The organism is Desulfuromonas carbonis (assembly GCF_054658035.1).
On record NZ_BAAHXR010000005.1, the window covers coordinates 147981 to 165555 of the forward strand.

A 17575-nucleotide genomic window follows, 5' to 3' on the forward strand; every position below is an offset into this window, starting at 1 on the left:
GGCAGGGACTTTACGTTAATATGGCTGGAGACGAGGGATTAATGACCAAACAGGCGAATCGCATCCTGATTATTGACGACGATGTCGAACTCTGCGAGCTCCTGAAGGAATACCTGGGGCCGGAAGGGTTTGTCGTCGAATCGTCCCAGGACGGCGAATCCGGAGCCGAACGGGCCATCGGTGAAGAGTTCGAGCTGGTGGTACTCGATATTATGCTGCCGGGAATGAGCGGGCTCGATGTGCTGCGCCGGATCCGGCAAGTGTCCAAGATAGCGGTGGTTATGCTCACCGCCCGCGGCGATGAAATCGATCGCATCGTCGGGCTCGAACTGGGCGCGGACGACTACATGCCCAAACCGTTCAATCCGAGGGAGCTGGTGGCGCGCATCCGTGCCGTGCAGCGTCGCCTCCGGCCGGCCCCGGAGCCACACCAGGTCCGCCGGGGTCAGGGAGTGGGGTTGACGGTCGGCGACATCTTCCTCGATCAGCGCACCCTGACCGCAAAACAGAAGGGGGTTCCCCTCGAGTTGACTGCCGTAGAGTTCGCCCTGCTCGCCATCCTGCTGCGCAACGCCGGCGCGGTCGTCACCCGGGAAGATCTGGTGCAGTCGGTTTTGGGGCGGGAGCTCTCCCCCTATGATCGCAGCATCGATGTCCACATCAGCAACCTGCGCCGCAAGCTCGGTCCCTTGAGCGACGGTAGCGACCGGATCAAAACCCTGCGCGGAACGGGGTACCAGTACCTGGTGCCGGAACAGAAGGACATTCCGGAAGCATGAGGAACAGTGTTTTCAAGAAAATCTTCCTCTGGTTCTGGCTCGCCATGACCATGATTGGCGCGACAGTGGTCATTCTGGCCCTGACCACCGGCAGCGACGGCGAAGACCGCGCCATGCGCCAGCGCCGTTACCGGATCGAAAGCCAGCAATTGATCAAGGCGTACCGCGAAGGGGGGGGCGCCGCCTTCCAGAACCAGCGCCGCCTTCTCGAGGAGAAAACTGGCGCCCGCCTTTTCCTCCTCCACAACAATGGCGACGGTGTCATCGATGAGCGGCTCGATCCCGCCCTTATTCCCTTGGTAAAACTGGCGGCCGAGACCCATGTCAACCAGGTTCAGTCCGGGGACGAGGAAATCTGGATCGCCTATCCGGCGACAGAAGAGTATGTTTACCTGATCAACAGAACCCGCCCCAATCCTCTCGCCACCATCCTCGACCCGCGCGCCCTCGGGCTGCGTATGATCATCACCTTTATCGTCGCCGGTGTGGTCTGCTTCCTCCTCGCCCGTTCGCTGACCGCTCCCATCGGCAGGTTGCGGCGAGCGACCAGGGCCTTCGCCGACGGCGCCCTCTCCACCCGGGTCAATCCGCCTGCTGGTAACAATGACGAGATTGCCGGACTAGCGCGGGATTTCGACCAGATGGCGGCGCGCATCGAACACCTCATCAAGGCCGAGCACCGCCTGCTGCAGGATATCTCCCATGAACTGCGGTCGCCTCTGACCCGACTGGGCCTGGCCCTTGAGTTGACCCGGCAGCATGCGCCTCCCGAGGCGACCCCTTCCCTCGACCGGATCGAGCGGGAGGCCGGCCGGCTCAACGAGTTGATCGGCCAACTGCTGACCTTGACGATGTTGGAGAGCCAGGCCGGCACCACTGCGTGGGAAGCCACCGACTTGCAGAGTCTGCTTACTGAAATTGTTCTCGACGCCGATTTCGAAGCGCGCAGCAAAGGCTGCCGGGTCGATCTGGTGGCGGCAGTTGCGGTAACGGTCTCAGCATCCCGGGAACTGCTGCGGCAGGGAATCGAGAATGTCATACGCAACGCCATTCGCTATACCGCCAGAGACTCGACCGTGACTGTCGCCCTGACGACGACCTGCAGCGAAGGGGAAGCGAAAGAGGCGCTGATCGTCGTTCGCGATAACGGCCCGGGAATTTCCGAAGCGCTGCTGGAAAAGGTCTTTTTCCCCTTCTTCCGTACCGAGGAAGCGCGGGACCGCCAGAGCGGTGGCTACGGCCTCGGCCTAGCGATAACCCGGCGGGCAGTTCGCCTGCACCGCGGAAGTGTTACCGCCAGAAATGCCAAGGACGGCGGGCTAATGGTCGAGATCCGCCTGCCCCTCGGAGCAACTACCTAGACGAATCACCCGCCGATCCGTTTACCACAGGCGCCCTCGTCCATCCCGCCGGAGAAGGCGGAGCATCGGGTAGGAGGCGGGGTCGCCCCCGCCGTCCTCCCACACCACCGTGCGTACGGTTCCGTACACGGCGGTTCACAAGGCGCTCTGAAAGCGGCGGTGCTGATCGGTCAAGCGGATCAGCCCCAAGTAGCGAAAGAAGGATGTCGGATACGCTTCATTCATGTGCGAGGCCCCTGAGTTCCACCAGGGGCCTCGCCCGTTCGTGGCCGATTTCCACGCCCGGGCTTCCGGCAATCCCCGCTGCATCAACCTCTTGGCCCGGGTATAGGGGCGCTTCCACTGTCGCCATAGAATGCAGCGCAGCTTCCGCCGCAGCCATTTGTCCAGTTCTTCGAAGATGCCTTTGACCTCCGCCAGGCGGAAGTAAGAGGCCCACCCCCGTAGCTTCGGGGTGATTTCTTTGATGACCTGAGCGAGACTGCGTCCCCTCCCCCGTCGGCAGACCTTCCTGAGTCCGGCCTTGAACCGCTTCACTCTCGACTCCGCCACTTTGAGGCGGGGTTTCTTGTGAAAGGTCATGCTGTAACCCAGAAAGACCCTTTTCCAAGGACGGTCGACGGCGCTTTTGGCGACGTTGACCTTGAGTGCCAGCCGCTCCTCCAGGAACCGGGTGAGACTGGCCATGACCCTTTGGCCGCTGCGCCTGGTCTGCACGTAAATGTTGCAGTCGTCGGCGTAGCGGCAGAAGGCGTGACCGCGCCTCTCCAGTTCCTTGTCGAACGCGTCGAGCAGGATGTTCGACAGAAGAGGTGAGAGGGGACCACCCTGCGGCGTCCCTTCCACCCTCTGCGACACAAGCCCGCCTTCGAGCACTCCGGCTTGCAGGTACCGCCGGATGAGCAGCAATACCCGCTTGTCTTCGACCTTACGGGCGACCCGCGACATGAGGATGTCGTGGTTCACCCGGTCGAAGAACTTCTCCAGGTCGATATCGACCACCCAGCGCTTGCCGTCGGCCACATGCCGACGGGCGGCTCTAACCGCCTGCCAGGCACTCCGTCCGGGACGATACCCGTAGGAGCTGTCGGAGAAGTCCGGATCGAATAGCGGCGTCAGCACCTGATGCAGCGCCTGCTGAATGAGCCGATCGCACACCGTGGGGATTCCCAGGGTGCGCACTCCCCCGTCGGGCTTCTCGATTTCCACCTTCCGCACCGGCTGGGGGCGATACGTCCCATTCAGCAACTCTTCCCTGATGGTCGGCCACTTCTCCTTGAGAAAGCCGCGTAGCTCGCCCGTCGTCATCTCGTCGATGCCGGGGGCGCCCTTGTTGGCTTCCACTCGTTCAAGGGCCGCCATCATGTTCGGGCGGCTGACGACGTCTTCCATCAGCCCCCTTTCCGCTTTCGTCCAGGAAGGGTCTCTCGTTGCCGTGACGTTTGACGCACCGCTCCCATGCTCTGGCGGCTTCCGGCCGCTGCCCTCCGGGACGGCTCCCGGTATCTCGACCGGGACTTCTGCTGCTCTTGTCGTCATCGAAACGCGAGTCTCCTGAAACGACGCCTCGTGTTCGGCCCTTTGCCGGGTGGTTACTCCGGCTACTACGGCCTCTGCTGACTTCTGCCGGCCCGTCCCGACACCTTACGGTGACGGTAGCACGAGGCAGACCGACAGATCTCCCAGGGTAATGCGCGTGACCTTCCTCCCATCTACCCGCCGCATCTACAGCCCCACCCTCCCGGATGGCTATCGGGCTTTGAAGATATTGGCCTTCTCGCCCGGATGAGACTGCCTCATGCGGTTTCTGTTCGTCGGACCGGGATTTTGCCTGCGGCTTCCTTCAGATTCCACCTCGCGATGGACACCCTTGCCGTCCGGCTAGCGGTTCCCGCCATCAGGGTCCGCAGGGGACTTGCACCCCCAAGTCACTGATTCACCACCACAGTGAATCAGACAGCGCCAGTCAAGGCGCTACGCGCCATGCCTGGCGCACCAAAAAAAACCGCCGGGGCCCCCTGGGCTCCGGCGGTTTTCATTCATGGCGAACGGTTTTGCCGTTAGCGCAGCAGGCGGGCCAGATAAAGGAAGGTGCCAGCGACCGAGAGCCCGGCGAGAAGGTTGCCAAGGTTGCTGCAGATGACTGAAAGCTGGTAGCGGAAAGGGAAAAGCTGCTGGTTGGCGACATCGTCGAGGTTGTAGACGAGGACGTAAAGATCGGAACCCTTCCAGAGGAAGATGCAGACGAAGACGAAGATAAAGGCGATGAAACCCTTGCTGATCGGGCTGTCCTGAACATTGAGGTAGATTTTGCGGATCAGGTCGATATTGATCAGGGAGAGGAAGACCCAGTTGGTATTTTCGACGATACGAATGGTGCGCAGGATCTTTTCATCCGGGGTGATGTTGACCAGGACGAAAACCAGCGAGGCGACAATCACCGCGAGGGTCGAAAGATAGACATAAATCTTGTTCCCCTCCAGCTCAAGAGTCCGGGAAAAGACGTAGTATTCCTGGAATCCATGGCTCATCACCAGGATCGCAATGGTCCCGACGATATAGGCCATGGCCGTCACCTGGGGGATATTGGCCCCGGGGAGGAAAGGAATGGCGCGGGGAATGACCTCACCGATCAGGATCAGGAAGAAACCAACGGCGATGCTGGTCCAGACCCGGGCGTTGCCGAGGCTGAAGTAAAAGGAGACGGCACCGGCAATCAGCCAGAGGATCAGTTGCAGCAGGTTGAAATCCATCGAAAACCTCCCGTGACATGGTCAGGCAGCCGTGGCGGCTGCAACGCGCTGCCAAAGCAGCAGCAAATATCAAGCCTACTTGAGAAAAGCCCTGGCCCCCTTCTTCATTTCCTCAAGCATGCTGTTGATGGCGGAGGGCCCAGCCACCAGCTTCGCCGCCTTGGCGAGATTTTCAAAGAAAGGTGCGAGATCGGTTTCGGTGAGCCCACCAGTCTGAGGGAGGGTTTTCTCCGCCGCCTTGTCAGCCAGGGAAGCGCCGATTTTACCGAGATGCCCCTCGGCAGTAGTGCGCAGAAAACCCTGGAGCTTCAAGCGGCGGTCCTTTTCATGGAGCTCCTGGTTGCGGCTCGCCTCGTCTTCCCGCGAACGCCGTTCCCTGGCGATCCGTTCCTGGGCCTTCTTCCACAAGGCACCGAGGTCGGCCGTGCCCATCAGGTCGGCGAGGACCATTCCTTCCTGGCCCCGGGAGATGAGCACATCAATCTTCGCCCCGGGAAGCCGGGCGACGGACATCGAGGTATCGGCGTTGGTCTCCATATCGGTCGAGCCGTCGTGAAAAAACCCCAGGGGGCTGCCGTTACGATAGAAAATCAGGGCGATACGCTCGCGGGTATAAATCCGCAGACAACCGCTGACCTGGTCCTCCTTGAGCTTGCCGAGCAGCGCCTTGATGTCGATCAGCTTGAGTTCCTGCCCCTTGTAGAGGACTTCACCGTGCAGCAGGGCATGGATGCTCAGGGCGAGATCGGGTGAAAGCTTGTAGATATCGAGCAGGGCGTTGCCGGCGAGAGATTCTTCGAAAATGCGGGCGATGGCATCGTAAGCGATCAATTGCTCACGGTCCGCTTCGAAGAGGGCGCTGATCAGCTTGCCGTTCTGAAAGATAACGATGCCGGTCCCGCTTTTGGCGTCGAACCGGAGGTAGCCGGTGAACCCACCCCCCTGCAATTTGCGCAGGGCATCGGGGAGGTTGACCTTGCCCGGATCGATCCGTTCCTTGACCGGGTTTCCGCGTGGCAGAAGAATCATGGGGGAGAAGCCTCACCAGCTGAATTTGTTAAAATCAAAAAACCATAGAATTCTTAAACAATTTACCCGGTATTGTCAACCTTCAACGCTATCGGGGAAAGCGTCGGCTCCCTCCTCCCAGCTACCGGTCGCGCGCATTGTTTCCAGAACCGTTCGCCGCAGGGGTGGAAAGTGGTGCCGCCACTCCTGCTCACTGCGACTGGCCAGACCGACCAGCAGGCACTCTTTGAAGAGGTCGTCGATCGCCCGGCCGCAGAGTCGCACGAGAAGATCCTGGCCCACCTCGGCGGGGATCGGCAGCTCCCCCTCCCCGGGCTGAGCACCCTGCGCGGTTAAGTATTTCATGCTCAACCGGGGGCGCTGTTCGGCATCGAAGCGGATGGCCAGGACCGCCGGGTCGTCCCCGCCGGCCCACAGCAGGTCCCTATCGACCAGGCGATTCAGGCAGGCGGCATGGAGCAGCCCGCGGTGGCGACTTTGCAGGGTCTGGTAGCAGGGCCCGATCTCCGGGGCCGGAGCCGAGCAGAGCGGACATGCCGCAGCGAACAGCCCCGGGCGACCGTCGGTGGGCGGCAAGGAAGCGGGTCCCTGCGCCGCCAGGGGGCCCGGCTGCAGGGCGAGTCGCTCGATGACGAACTCGGCAAGAAGCTTGAACTGGCCATGCACCTGGGTACCACGGGCATGGGTCAAGACCGGGTAAATGCGACTGGAGAGGCCACTTGCCAGGCTCTCCACCTTGGGACTCTTGGCGATTGCGGTCGGCGCCACCTGGTACCCCCGTTCGCGGGCTCCCCAGACCAGGAACTCATGCATGCCGAGGTTGTCCCGCAGCCGCAGACGACCGTCGATCAGGCTCGGCACCAGCCAGAGGCGGCCCGGGCCGCTATCCGAATCGGCGAGCAGCGCCTGCAGCGCCGCCGCGTTGACCAGGGAGGCGCGGTCCTTGACCGGCGTCAGCACCAGGTCGGCGGCGAGCAGGGCGTTGTGGCTGACCAGGTCGAGGATCGGGCGCGTATCAAGGATCAGCACCCCCGACAGACGCGAGCGGCTGAAGAGCCGCCGCAGCTGCCCGGGGTCGTCCCCGACCGGCGCCAGCCGCCGTGCCGAGGAGAGAAAGGCAACGCCGTATTCGCCCAGTGTCGCCAACTCCTCCGGCAGTTGGCCGCGAAAGAGGCCGTCTACGGACCCGCCGCTGCGCCCGGCGATGGCGAACATGTTATCGACGGAAAAATGGTTGTCGAAAGAGGCGATGGTTACCGGCAGGTCTTCATGCAGGGCCTTAAGATAGACCGCGAGATTGGTCGCCAGCGTGGTCTTGCCGACGCCACCCTTTTCGCTCGCGACCACCACCACGTAGGGGCCGCCACCCGGCAGCCGCAGCTGCTTATCCGCGCTCATCACGCACCCTTGGCCATCGCAAGCTCCTCCTGCACTTCTTCCCAGCGCCGGTAAAGTTGGCCAATCTTCTCCTGCAGGGCAGCGTGCTGGCTCGACGCCTTTCGCCACCCTTCCACGTCCGCATAGAGGGCCGGGTCGGCCATAGCAGCCTCGACGGTGGCCAATGCTCCTTCCGCCTCCTCAATCGCCCCTTCCAGTTCGGCCAGCTCCTTCTGCCGCCGTTTTTCCAGGCGCTGCGCCTCCTTGCGCTCCTCGTGCTGGCGCCGGCGGTCCTCCCGGTCGAGCGGCACACCGTCGCTGCTGCTGCCGACCAGGGCCTCGACCCGCTGCTGGGAATGCCCCCCTTCCCCGGCGGCCGCCTTGGCGCTGAGAAAATCCTCGTAGTTGCCGAGCCAGGAGGTCGCGGCACCGCCACCGACCTCGATGACCCGGGTCGCCAGGGCATCGACGAAGTAACGGTCATGGGAGACGAAAACAAGGGTCCCGGCATAGTGCTGAAGCGAGGCGAGGAGGACCTCCTTGGAGGCGAGGTCAAGATGATTGGTCGGCTCATCGAGCAGGAGCAGGTTGGCCGGCCGCAGCAGCAGGATCGCCAGGGCCAGGCGGTTGCGCTCCCCCCCGGAGAGGACCGCCACCCGCTTGTGAACATCGTCCCCGGAAAAGAGGAAGGTGCCGAGGATATCCCGCACCCGCGGCACCATCGCCATCGGTGCGGCGCTGGTAATCTCTTCGAGAACGGTGCGGCTGGCATCGAGGACCTTGGCCTGGTCCTGGGCGAAATAGGCGAGCTGGAGGTTGTGTCCGGGAGTGCGTTTTCCGGCGCGTGGCGCCTCGACTCCGGCCAGCAGCCGCATCAGGGTCGATTTGCCGGCCCCATTGGCGCCGACCAGGGCGATGCGTTCTCCCTTTTCGACGGTCAGGTCGATACCGTCGAGGACGGTGCGCTCATTGTAGCCATGACGGATGCCGGTCAGTTCCAGGGCCAGCCGGCCGCCCTTGGGCGGGTCGGGGAACCGGAAGAAGATTTTTCGCCGCGGCGGCGGCACATCGATGCGAACGATCTTCTCCAGCTGCTTGATCCGACTCTGGACCAGGGAGGCCTTGTTCGCCTGGTAGCGGAAACGGCCGATAAAGGCCTCGGTGCGCTCGATCTCCTCGTCCTGGCGGCGCTTCGCCTCCTGCAAGGCATTGACCCGACGCTCCCGCTCTTCGAGGTAGCGGCTGTAGTTGCCGGGGTATTCGGTCAGGCTGCCGTTCCAGACCTCGACGATGCGGCCAACCACCTGGTCGAGAAAGAAGCGGTCGTGGGAAACGAGCACCACCGCGCCGGGATAGCTGGCGAGGTAGGCCTCCAGCCAATCCCGGGCCGGCAGGTCGAGGTGGTTGGTCGGCTCGTCCAGCAGGAGCAGGTTGGGACGCTGCAACAGCAAGCGGGCGAGGGCGATGCGCATCTGCCAGCCCCCGGAAAAGTGCTCGCACGGTTTTTCCCAGTCCCCCTCGGCGAATCCGAGGCCGCGCAGCACCTTGGCAATCTCGGTCTCCATTTCGTAGCCACCGCGCTGCCGGAAGGTCTCCTGCACCGTCGCGTAGCGGTCGAGGTCGGCCGGCAGGTGCCGCTCGGCGATGGCCGCTTCGAGCTCGCCCAGTTCGCGCTCCATCGCCAGGAGCTCGGCCAGAGCGGTGCGCACCTCGGCAAAGAGGCTCCGTCCGCGATGCTCCAATCCGTCCTGGGGCAGATAGCCGCAGGTCGTGCCACGGGCGATCTGCACCTCGCCCACATCGACCGGAACCTGGCCGGCCAGCACCTTCAGCAGGGTGGTTTTGCCGGCGCCATTCTCGCCGCACAGGCCGACCTTGTCACCGGGCCGCAAGTGCCAGCTGATCCCCGCAAAGAGCCGCCGGCCGCCAAAGTCCTTGATGATTTCTCTCAGCTGCAACATGGGGCCTTTTATAACACATCCCCGGGGTCCTGGAAAACTCCGAATTTCAGGCTTTTGCACCCTCTCGCGGGAGAATTCGGCGCTGGGCAAAGCTGCTGATATCTGCTATAGTTGCGCCGCAACCGGAATGTCCCCGCTTCCGCGACCATGCTTCTTCTGGGCCCCATGGCCCCGACGATAGAGTCAACCAGAGTTTCCCGGTGTCCCGCCGGCGCCCTCCCCGCAGTGCCCGCCCCCTCCCCGCCCGCCCCGGCGGCCGGAAGGTGCAGGGCCCGGGATCAGGACGAAACCGCGGGGCACGACCGGCCGGGCGATCCCGGACCGCACCCCGTTTGAGGCCGCGCCTGGCGCGACCGGAAGGATTTCCATGAGCAAGAAGATGCTGATCAACGCCACCCATCCCGAGGAAAGCCGGGTGGCAACGGTCGAGGACGGCCTGCTGACCGACCTCGACATCGAGTCCGAAGGCCGCGAAATGACCCGCGGCAACATCTACAAGGCGACCGTGGTCCGCGTTGAGCAGGGACTGCAGGCCGCCTTTATCGATTACGGCGCCGAACGCCTCGGCTTTTTGCAGATGGGCGAACTGCACCCGTCCTACTTTGCCGCCTTCGAAGCAGGCGAGGGGAAGGGGCGGCCGCGCATCAACGACCTGTTGCGCCGCGGCCAGGAGATTCTGGTCCAGGTTGTCAAGGAGGAACGCGGCACCAAAGGGGCGGCGCTGACCACCTACCTCTCCCTTCCCGGTCGCTACATGGTGCTGATGCCCGACTCGGATACCAAGGGGGTCTCCCGCAAGATCGAGGAGGAGACGCAGCGCAAAAAACTGAAGGAGGCGATGAAGTCCCTCGACCTGCCACCACAGATGGGCTACATCGTGCGCACCGCCGGGATCGGCCAGACCAAGGAGGAACTCAAGCGCGACTTCGATTACCTGGTCCGGGTCTGGCAGAACATCCAGGAACTCGGCCGCCGGGTCAAGGCCCCGGCGCTGGTCTACAAGGAATCGAACCTGGTCATCCGCTCGATCCGCGATTACTTTACCGCCGACATGGACGAAGTGCTGGTCGATGACCCCGAGGTCTACGAGGAGGCCAAGGAATTTTTCCAGCAGGTGATGCCCGAATATGTCCGCCTGGTCAAGCTGCACCAGGAGCGGCGCCCAATCTTCTCCCGCTACCAGATCGAAGAACAGATCGAGACTCTCTCGCGCAACAAGGTCCCGCTGACCTCGGGAGGTTCGATCGTCATCGACGCCACCGAGGCCCTGGTCGCCATCGACGTCAACTCGGGAAAGATGGCCGGGGAACAGGGGGTGGAGGGGACCGCCTACAAGACCAACATCGAAGCGGCCGCCGAGGTCGGTCGCCAGTTGCGCCTGCGTGACCTCGGCGGACTGATCGTCATCGACTTCATCGACATGCGGGACCGCAAGCATATCCGCGAGGTCGAAAAGGTCCTCAAGGACTCCCTGAAAAACGACAAGGCGCGGGTCACCGTCGGCAAGATCAGCCAGTTCGGCCTGCTCGAAATGAGCCGGCAGCGGATCAAGGCAACCCTCGCCGAGGGCTCCTATCTCTCCTGTCCGAATTGCGGTGGCAGCGGCCGGGTCAAGAGTGCCGAAGCCCAGGCGGTCGGCTTTCTGCGCAAGCTCCACGCCGCCATCGCCCGCGGCCAGGTCGAGCGGGTCGAAGGGGAAGTACCGATCGACGTCGCACATTACCTGCTCAACACCAAGCGCGAAGAGTTGCTGGAGATGGAACGCCGCTACCAGGTGAGCATCTTCATTCGTGCCCGCAAATCCTTCGTCGCCAGCCAGTTCGAGCTGATTGTTCACAAGCGGGAAAAGGGCGAAGTCCGTGACGATCTCTACGCGCCGGTTACGGCCGCTTCTGCCCCCCACCACCCCATCGCTGCTCCCACCCTGGCTCCCGTCGCGGGAAATCTGCCCGCGGTGGCCGAGAGTCCCAAACCGGCGGAGAGTGCAGCGGAAGACCTCCCCCAGCCGTCCGCCCCGATACCTGCGGAAGAGGAACTTTCTCCCGATACTGCCGCCGAAGGCGATGCGAAACGAAAACGGAAACGCCGGCGGCGCAAAAAGAAGAAGGGGGAAGCCGGGGAAAGCGGGGAGGGCCCTGAGGAACTGGCCGCCACTGCGACCGAAACCGAAGATGAGCCGGAGGAGGAAGCGACAGACCTAGGCAACGTCGCTGCCGATTCCGGAGAAGAACCTCAGAAACGCAAACGCAAACGCCGGCGCCGCAAAAAGAAAACGGCGGACGAAACAACCACAAGCGTTGAGGCAACAGGCGAAGGAACAGCTTCTGAGCCGCCGCAAGTCGCCGCGCCGGCACCTGCCGGGGTGACCGAAGTCCCGGAGGAGCCACGGCCGGTGCGAAACCGCCGTCGCAAACCGGCAACCGAGAAGCCGGCAACCGAGAAACCGGCAACCGAGAAGCCGGCAACCGAGAAGCCGGCAACCGAGAAGCCGGCAACCGAGAAGCCGGCAGCCAGGAAGCCGGCAGCCAGGAAGCCAGCAACCGAGAAACCGGCAGCCGAGAAACCGGCAGCCGAGAAACCAGCAGCCGAGAAACCAGCAGCCGAGAAGCCAGCAGCCAAGAAGCCGGCAGCCAAGAAGCCGGCAGCCAGGAAGCCGGCAGCCAGGAAGCCGGCAGCCGAAAAACCCGCTACTGAGAAACCCGCTGCTGAAAAACCTGAAGCCAAGCGACGGGTGGCCCGGAAACCGGCGGTCAAAACTGCCGCGGCGCCGGAGCCCCAGTCAGCAGCGACCGGGGCGGAGGCTGGCGCGGAGAAGGAACGGACGCCGCGGAAACGGGCTCCCCGCAAAAAACCCGAGGACCTGCCGTCAAAATGAGTCCCAGAACCAAGCGATCGGGGCACCTGGTTGGGTGCCCCGATCGTTTTGTTGGCCAAAGATTCGGCCATGCTCATTCTCTCTTCCCTGCTCCATCCAGCTACAGATACCCCTCCCCGAAGAGAATTTCCAGCGTCAGGACCAGCGAGGGATTTGCCCTGAAATCGTCGGTACGGGAAAATTCGAGCTGCGGCTGCAGTTCGAAGAAAACCCAGCCCAGGTGAATATTGCGCCGGTAGCGCAGGCTTGCGAAATAGCGGTTATCTTCAACCTTTGGCTGAACATCCCCGACAACCCCAACTTCGTAGGCCATCTGCACCCGATCGCCGAGGGGATGGGCAAAGAACAACACCTCGGACCACTCAGGGTTGCGCGGTTGATCATCAGTCCAGTAGAGGGTGCTGCTGGCTCGAAACAGGGCATTTCTCCCGGTACTCCGCTCGAGATCATAACGCAACCGCGCATCCCAGCCGCGCGAACTGTACCATCCCGGGGTCAGGGTAACCCGGCTCAGCCAGGTCCTGCTGAGGGGATGAAGCCAACGGAGCCGCAGGCGCACAAAGGGGTCCGGGGGCCAGTGCAGCTTGATCCCCGGTTGCAGACGGATATCCCAGAACTGCCGCTGCTCCAGGATGTACTGCAAGGATGTGGCGAGGGACTGGTCGCCGAGGTTCTTGGCCAGGCTGTTACCGGTGGTCAGGGTCTCCCCTTCCGCCCCCGGGTCCGGTTCTTCACTCTCCAGCAGCAGGTTGACCTTTTCTTCCAGGTTGGGCAGCCCGATGCGAGCTCGTACCCGGCCATTGCTATCAAGCTCCCCCCCCTTCCCGTAGGTGGTAAAACCACGCAGCTGGATATAGGTTCCGGTCCCCTCTTCATAAACCCGGTTGGCTCCGAAGAAAGAATCGACCTGCCGCGACAGCCCTTCAACGTTGTGGGAAAAGTAGGTATGGAAAGCCGTCAGACTGCCGGTTCCTGGAAGACGCGGCTCCGCATCAGTGGCCACTTCAGTCGCTGGCGGCAAAGACTCGGTTTCCACCGCCAGGGTCAGCTGCGGCAGTAGAAGAAAAAAAGTAATGAGCAAAACCAGAAAGAGCCTTCGGTCCATGAAAATCGTCCTTGCAACGGGAAACCGGTTTCCACAACCGATCGGCACGCCATGGTCACAGTTTAGTACATTTTCTTGAACTGTCCGCGTCCCCCTGCTCGACGGCACCAGTCCCGGAGTCGATCCAGACCGCAGTGGAAAAAAGGCCGGAACGATTTCGCTCCGGCCCTTACCGTGGTCTATTTAAGCGCCTGCAGTTTTTCCAGTCCCTGTTGCAGAATGGCCAGTTTTTCCCGGGCCTCGGCCAGTTTGCCCCGGTCCTTCTCGAGCACTTCGGGGGGCGCCTTGGCAACGAAGGCCTCATTCCCCAGTTTCTTTTCAAACAGGGCCACGTCCTTTTCGACCTTGAGGATCTCCTTGGCCAGCCGCTGCTCCTCGGCGGCCACGTCGATCAGACCGGCCAGCGGCAGCAGGATTTCAACCTCTCCGGCCACCTGGGTGGCGGCCTGTTCCGGGCGCGCGATGCCGACCCCGAAGGCAAGTTCGCCAACCCGGGCCAGGGTACGGATATACCCTTCGCCGGCGGCGAGGATCTCGGCTGCCGCGGCGCTTTTACAGTCCAGGACCGCTGCGATCAGGCGCCCCGGGGGCACATTCATCTCCCCGCGGATATTGCGGATGGCGCGAACCACTTCCATGATCAGCTCCATCCGGGCGGCGCCGCCATCATCGAAGGGGAGCCCGGCACCGGTCGGGTAGTCGCTCTGCATCAGAAAGGCGCAGGGGCGCGCCCCCGGCAGGGCCTGCCAGATCTCCTCGGTAATAAACGGCATCAGCGGATGAAGCAGGCGCAGCAACTGCTCAAGGACGGTAAAGAGGACGGAGCGGGCCCGCTGCCGGGCCGCGGCATCCTCCCCGTAGAGGTCATCCTTGACCAGTTCGATATACCAGTCACAGAAGTTGTGCCAGGTGAAGGCATAAAGAATATTCGCCGCTTCGTTGAAGCGGTAATCGGCCAAGGCCTGGTTGACCTCCCGGGCACTCTCGGCGAGTCGCACCAGGATCCAGCGATCGGCCAGGGTGAGTTCGGCCGATTCGAGGTCGATGGAAGCCGGCTCGAAATCTTCCAGGTTCATCAGAGCGAAACGGGCGGCGTTCCACAGCTTGTTGGCAAACGCCTTGTAGCCGGCGATGCGCTCGGTGGCGAGCTTGATATCCCGCCCCATGGCGGCAAAAGCGGTCAGGGTAAACCGAAGTGCATCGGCGCCATACTCATCGATGACCAGCAGCGGGTCGATGACGTTCCCCTTGCTCTTGGACATCTTCTGCCCCTGGGCATCGCGCACCAGGGCGTGGATATAAACATCCTTGAAGGGAACCTGCTCCATGAATTTCAGGCCCATCATCATCATCCGGGCGACCCAGAAGAAGAGGATATCGAACCCGGTGACAAGACAGGAGGTGGGGTAGAACTTGGCCAGGGTCTCGGTCTGCTGCGGCCAGCCCATGGTCGAGAAGGGCCAGAGGGCGCTGGAGAACCAGGTATCGAGAACATCGGTCTCCTGCGCGAGGTTGCCGCTGCCGCATTGGTGGCAGGTGCTGGCGTCCGCGCGGCTGACGGTGATGGCGCCGCAATCGGCGCAGTACCAGGCCGGGATCCGATGGCCCCACCAGATCTGCCGACTGATGCACCAGTCCTTGATGTTGAACATCCACTCGTAGTAGGTCTTCTCCCATTGGGCCGGGACAATGCGGGTGTCGCCCTGCTGCACCGCCTTGATCGCCTCTTCGGCCAGGGGCCCGACCTTGACGTACCACTGCAGGCTGAGGTAGGGCTCGATCACCGTCTTGCAGCGGTAGCATTCGCCGACGGCGTTGGCGTGGACATCGACCTTCTCCAGCAGGCCAAGCTCTTCGAGGTCGGCCACGACCTTGTTGCGGGCGACATAGCGCTCTAGTCCCTGGTAGGGACCGCCGTTTTCGTTGATGAAGCCGGAGGTGTCGAGAATGTTGATAAATTCGAGGTTGTGGCGCTGCCCCACCTCAAAGTCGTTGAAATCGTGGGCGGGAGTGATTTTTACCACGCCGGTACCGAATTCCCGGTCGACATACTCATCGGCAATAACCGGAATTTCCCGTCCCAGCAGGGGCAGAACCACGCTCTTGCCGACCAGGTCGGCATAGCGCTCATCTTCCGGATGGACGGCGACGGCCGTATCGCCGAGCATCGTCTCGGGACGGGTGGTGGCAACGGTCAGAAAACGCGCCTCCCCCTTGACCGGGTAGCGCAGGTGCCAGAGTTGCCCCTGTTTCTCCTCATGCTCGACCTCGAGATCGGAGAGGGCGGTATGGCAGCGCGGACACCAGTTGATCAGCCGGTTGGCGCGGTAGATCAACCCCTCTTCATAGAGGCGCACGAAGACCTCGCGCACGGCGGTCGAAAGGCCCTCGTCCATGGTGAAGCGTTCCCGCTCCCAGTCGCAGGAGGCCCCCAGGCGCTTGAGCTGGTTGATGATCTGCCCCCCCGACTCGCCGCGCCACGTCCAGACCCGGTCCACGAAAGCCTCCCGGCCGAGATCGTGGCGGTCCGTCCCCTCAAGGGCCAGCTGCTTCTCGACGACATTCTGGGTGGCGATGCCGGCATGGTCGGTCCCCGGCATCCACAATACCTCGTGGCCGGTCATCCGTTTCCAGCGGCAGAGAATGTCCTGGAGGGTATTGTTGAGGGCATGCCCCATGTGCAGGACGCCGGTGACATTCGGCGGTGGAATCACGATGGAGAAGTGGGGTTTGGGCGAGTGCTCATCCGCGTGGAAGCAACCATGATCTTCCCAGTTGCGATACCACTTGGCTTCGACATCCTGAGGCTCGTAGCCCTTGGAAAGTTTCGGTTCCATGTAAGTCACAGTCCTTGACCACAAAAGAGTCGCTAGGAGCCGTCCGCCGGCCCAGAAAAGGAAATGGGGATTTTAGCAATCCCCATTTCTTCAGTCAACGCCATTGTCTGGCCCTCGCTTCAGGCCGTTTTTTTCTTGATTTTGCGAATTTCGTCACGGATCAGCGCCTCGGCCAGGTCGGGCACCACCTCCCAGGCTATCTTCTCCAGGATGCTGCCGGCAAGACGCTCGACGACGGCACCGGCGACCTTGGCAACGATCTTCTCCAGGTCGGCCTCGGAGAGGGAGGCGACGCGCTCCTCCACACCGACCGGTGCAGGTTCCGCAACAGGCTCAGCGGCAGGGGTCTTCGGCACTTCCGGTGCCGCCACCGTAACTGCCGGCGGAACGACGGGCTCCGGTTCCGGCTCTTCCGCGAGATCGAAGGCCCAGTCGTCGCTCTCGGCCGCCGCCGGCTCGGCAGTTTCGGTCGTTTCCTCAGCCGGGAACTCCCATGCTTCGGAGGCAGCCGCCATGGCGGTATCGGGCTCGTCGGCGAAGGGGTCCTCAATCTCCAGAGCCTCGGCGGCCTGCTCCAACGACTCTTCTTCGAAGAAAAACTCTTCCTCCGCGGAAGTCCCCTCGGTGGCCTGCTCCACCGCCTCTTCAACCGCGCTGGTGAACTCCTCGTTTTCCTCGTCAGTGAGCTCTTCGGCGTCGAGGATATCGCTCTCGTCGAGGGGCAGAATTTCTTCCTCGAGATCGCCCCAGTCGGGCTCCGCGGGCTTGGCGACCACGGTGGCTGCCGGGGGAGCAGGCGTGGCTGCCGGGGCAGGAGCTGCCGTCTCGGCTGCCACCGGCTCGGCGAAAAGGTCTTCCTCTTCGAACAGAAATTCCTCTTCGAGTTCCGGAGCCGCCGGCTGGAGGTCGTCCTCCTCAAAAGCGATGGACCCCCAGGGATCGTCAACGGGCGCAGCAGGACCCTCGGTAGCGGCGACCTCGACGGCTGTCGCGACTTCGGGCGCGTCAAAATCCTCCCAGTCGGAACCAGCCGACACTTCCTCGGCGGGAGGAGGAGCTGCCGCTACGGCGGCTGGCGTTTCCGGCGGGGGGGAGGGAGCCACGGGCGGAGTAGCCGCCGGAGCCGGTACGGCACTGAGGAGCTGCTCGACCCGATCGATCAGGGCCTGGGACTCGAAAGGCTTGGCGATCCAGCTTTCGGCGCCGCAACTGCGCGCCTTCTCCTCGTCAAACGGTTCGAAGGTGCCGCTCAGGAGCAGCACCGGAACCCCCTTGAGGTCGGGATCCTGTTTGATAGCGGAGCAGAGATCGTAACCGTTCTTGCCCGGCATAAAGACATCAGCAAGGATCAGGTCGGGATGAATCTCCCGGGCCTTCGCCAGAGCGGTATCACCATTATCGACGACTGTCAGTTCGTAGTCTTCGTTGGCAAAGGTGATGCCGATGACCTTTTGAATCGTGATACTGTCGTCGGCCAACAACAGTTTCTTGCTCATCC

The 17575-nt window shown here is 62.7% G+C and carries 11 protein-coding genes; 3 read left to right on the plus strand and 8 right to left on the minus strand.

Annotated features, from left to right (window positions below):
• Positions 1-41: 41 nt before the first annotated feature.
• Together ACYQ8E_RS18190 and ACYQ8E_RS18195 are read left to right on the plus strand one after the other, a co-directional pair.
• Positions 42-779 (plus strand): response regulator transcription factor, encoded by a 738-nt coding sequence (locus tag ACYQ8E_RS18190; protein WP_066727893.1) that lies wholly within the window; start codon positions 42-44, stop codon positions 777-779.
• On the plus strand, positions 776-2140 hold the full coding sequence (locus tag ACYQ8E_RS18195; RefSeq protein ID WP_066727894.1) for an ATP-binding protein: 1365 nt from the start codon (positions 776-778) through the stop codon (positions 2138-2140). Before ACYQ8E_RS18190 ends, ACYQ8E_RS18195 begins: the two co-directional genes overlap by 4 nt.
• Before the next feature lie 135 nt (positions 2141-2275).
• Here ACYQ8E_RS18195 and ltrA read toward each other — a convergent pair whose 3' ends face one another.
• From ltrA to ACYQ8E_RS18220, 5 genes are all read right to left on the minus strand, one after another.
• Positions 2276-3679 (minus strand): group II intron reverse transcriptase/maturase, encoded by a 1404-nt coding sequence (gene ltrA, locus ACYQ8E_RS18200; RefSeq protein ID WP_066727275.1) that lies wholly within the window; start codon positions 3677-3679, stop codon positions 2276-2278.
• Between the two features lie 521 nt (positions 3680-4200).
• Entirely contained in the window at positions 4201-4893 is a 693-nt protein-coding gene (locus ACYQ8E_RS18205) for a hypothetical protein (protein ID WP_066727895.1), read from the minus strand.
• Positions 4894-4968: 75 nt separating this feature from the next.
• Positions 4969-5922 (minus strand): DUF2226 domain-containing protein, encoded by a 954-nt coding sequence (locus ACYQ8E_RS18210; RefSeq protein WP_066727896.1) that lies wholly within the window; start codon positions 5920-5922, stop codon positions 4969-4971.
• 75 nt (positions 5923-5997) lie between these two features.
• Positions 5998-7320, minus strand: coding sequence for a ParA family protein (locus ACYQ8E_RS18215; protein ID WP_066727897.1), 1323 nt, complete (start codon positions 7318-7320; stop codon positions 5998-6000).
• On the minus strand, positions 7320-9260 hold the full coding sequence (locus ACYQ8E_RS18220; RefSeq protein WP_066727898.1) for an ABC-F family ATP-binding cassette domain-containing protein: 1941 nt from the start codon (positions 9258-9260) through the stop codon (positions 7320-7322). The genes ACYQ8E_RS18215 and ACYQ8E_RS18220 overlap by 1 nt, the downstream gene beginning before the upstream one ends.
• A gap of 367 nt (positions 9261-9627) precedes the next feature.
• Here ACYQ8E_RS18220 and ACYQ8E_RS18225 point away from each other — a divergent pair, with 367 nt between their 5' ends.
• The gene (locus ACYQ8E_RS18225; protein ID WP_459861760.1) at positions 9628-12135 is read left to right on the plus strand and encodes an Rne/Rng family ribonuclease; all 2508 of its coding nucleotides are present in this window, start codon (positions 9628-9630) and stop codon (positions 12133-12135) included.
• 100 nt (positions 12136-12235) lie between these two features.
• On the opposite strand, the gene ACYQ8E_RS18230 is transcribed toward ACYQ8E_RS18225, so the two are convergent.
• From ACYQ8E_RS18230 to ACYQ8E_RS18240, 3 genes are all read right to left on the minus strand, one after another.
• Positions 12236-13240, minus strand: coding sequence for a hypothetical protein (locus ACYQ8E_RS18230; protein WP_066727900.1), 1005 nt, complete (start codon positions 13238-13240; stop codon positions 12236-12238).
• A 179-nt stretch (positions 13241-13419) separates the two neighbouring features.
• A complete protein-coding gene (locus ACYQ8E_RS18235) occupies positions 13420-16077 on the minus strand; it encodes a valine--tRNA ligase (RefSeq protein ID WP_459861763.1) in 2658 nt (885 codons plus the stop codon).
• Between the two features lie 119 nt (positions 16078-16196).
• A complete protein-coding gene (locus tag ACYQ8E_RS18240) occupies positions 16197-17573 on the minus strand; it encodes a response regulator (RefSeq protein WP_066727902.1) in 1377 nt (458 codons plus the stop codon).
• Positions 17574-17575 lie beyond the last annotated feature (2 nt).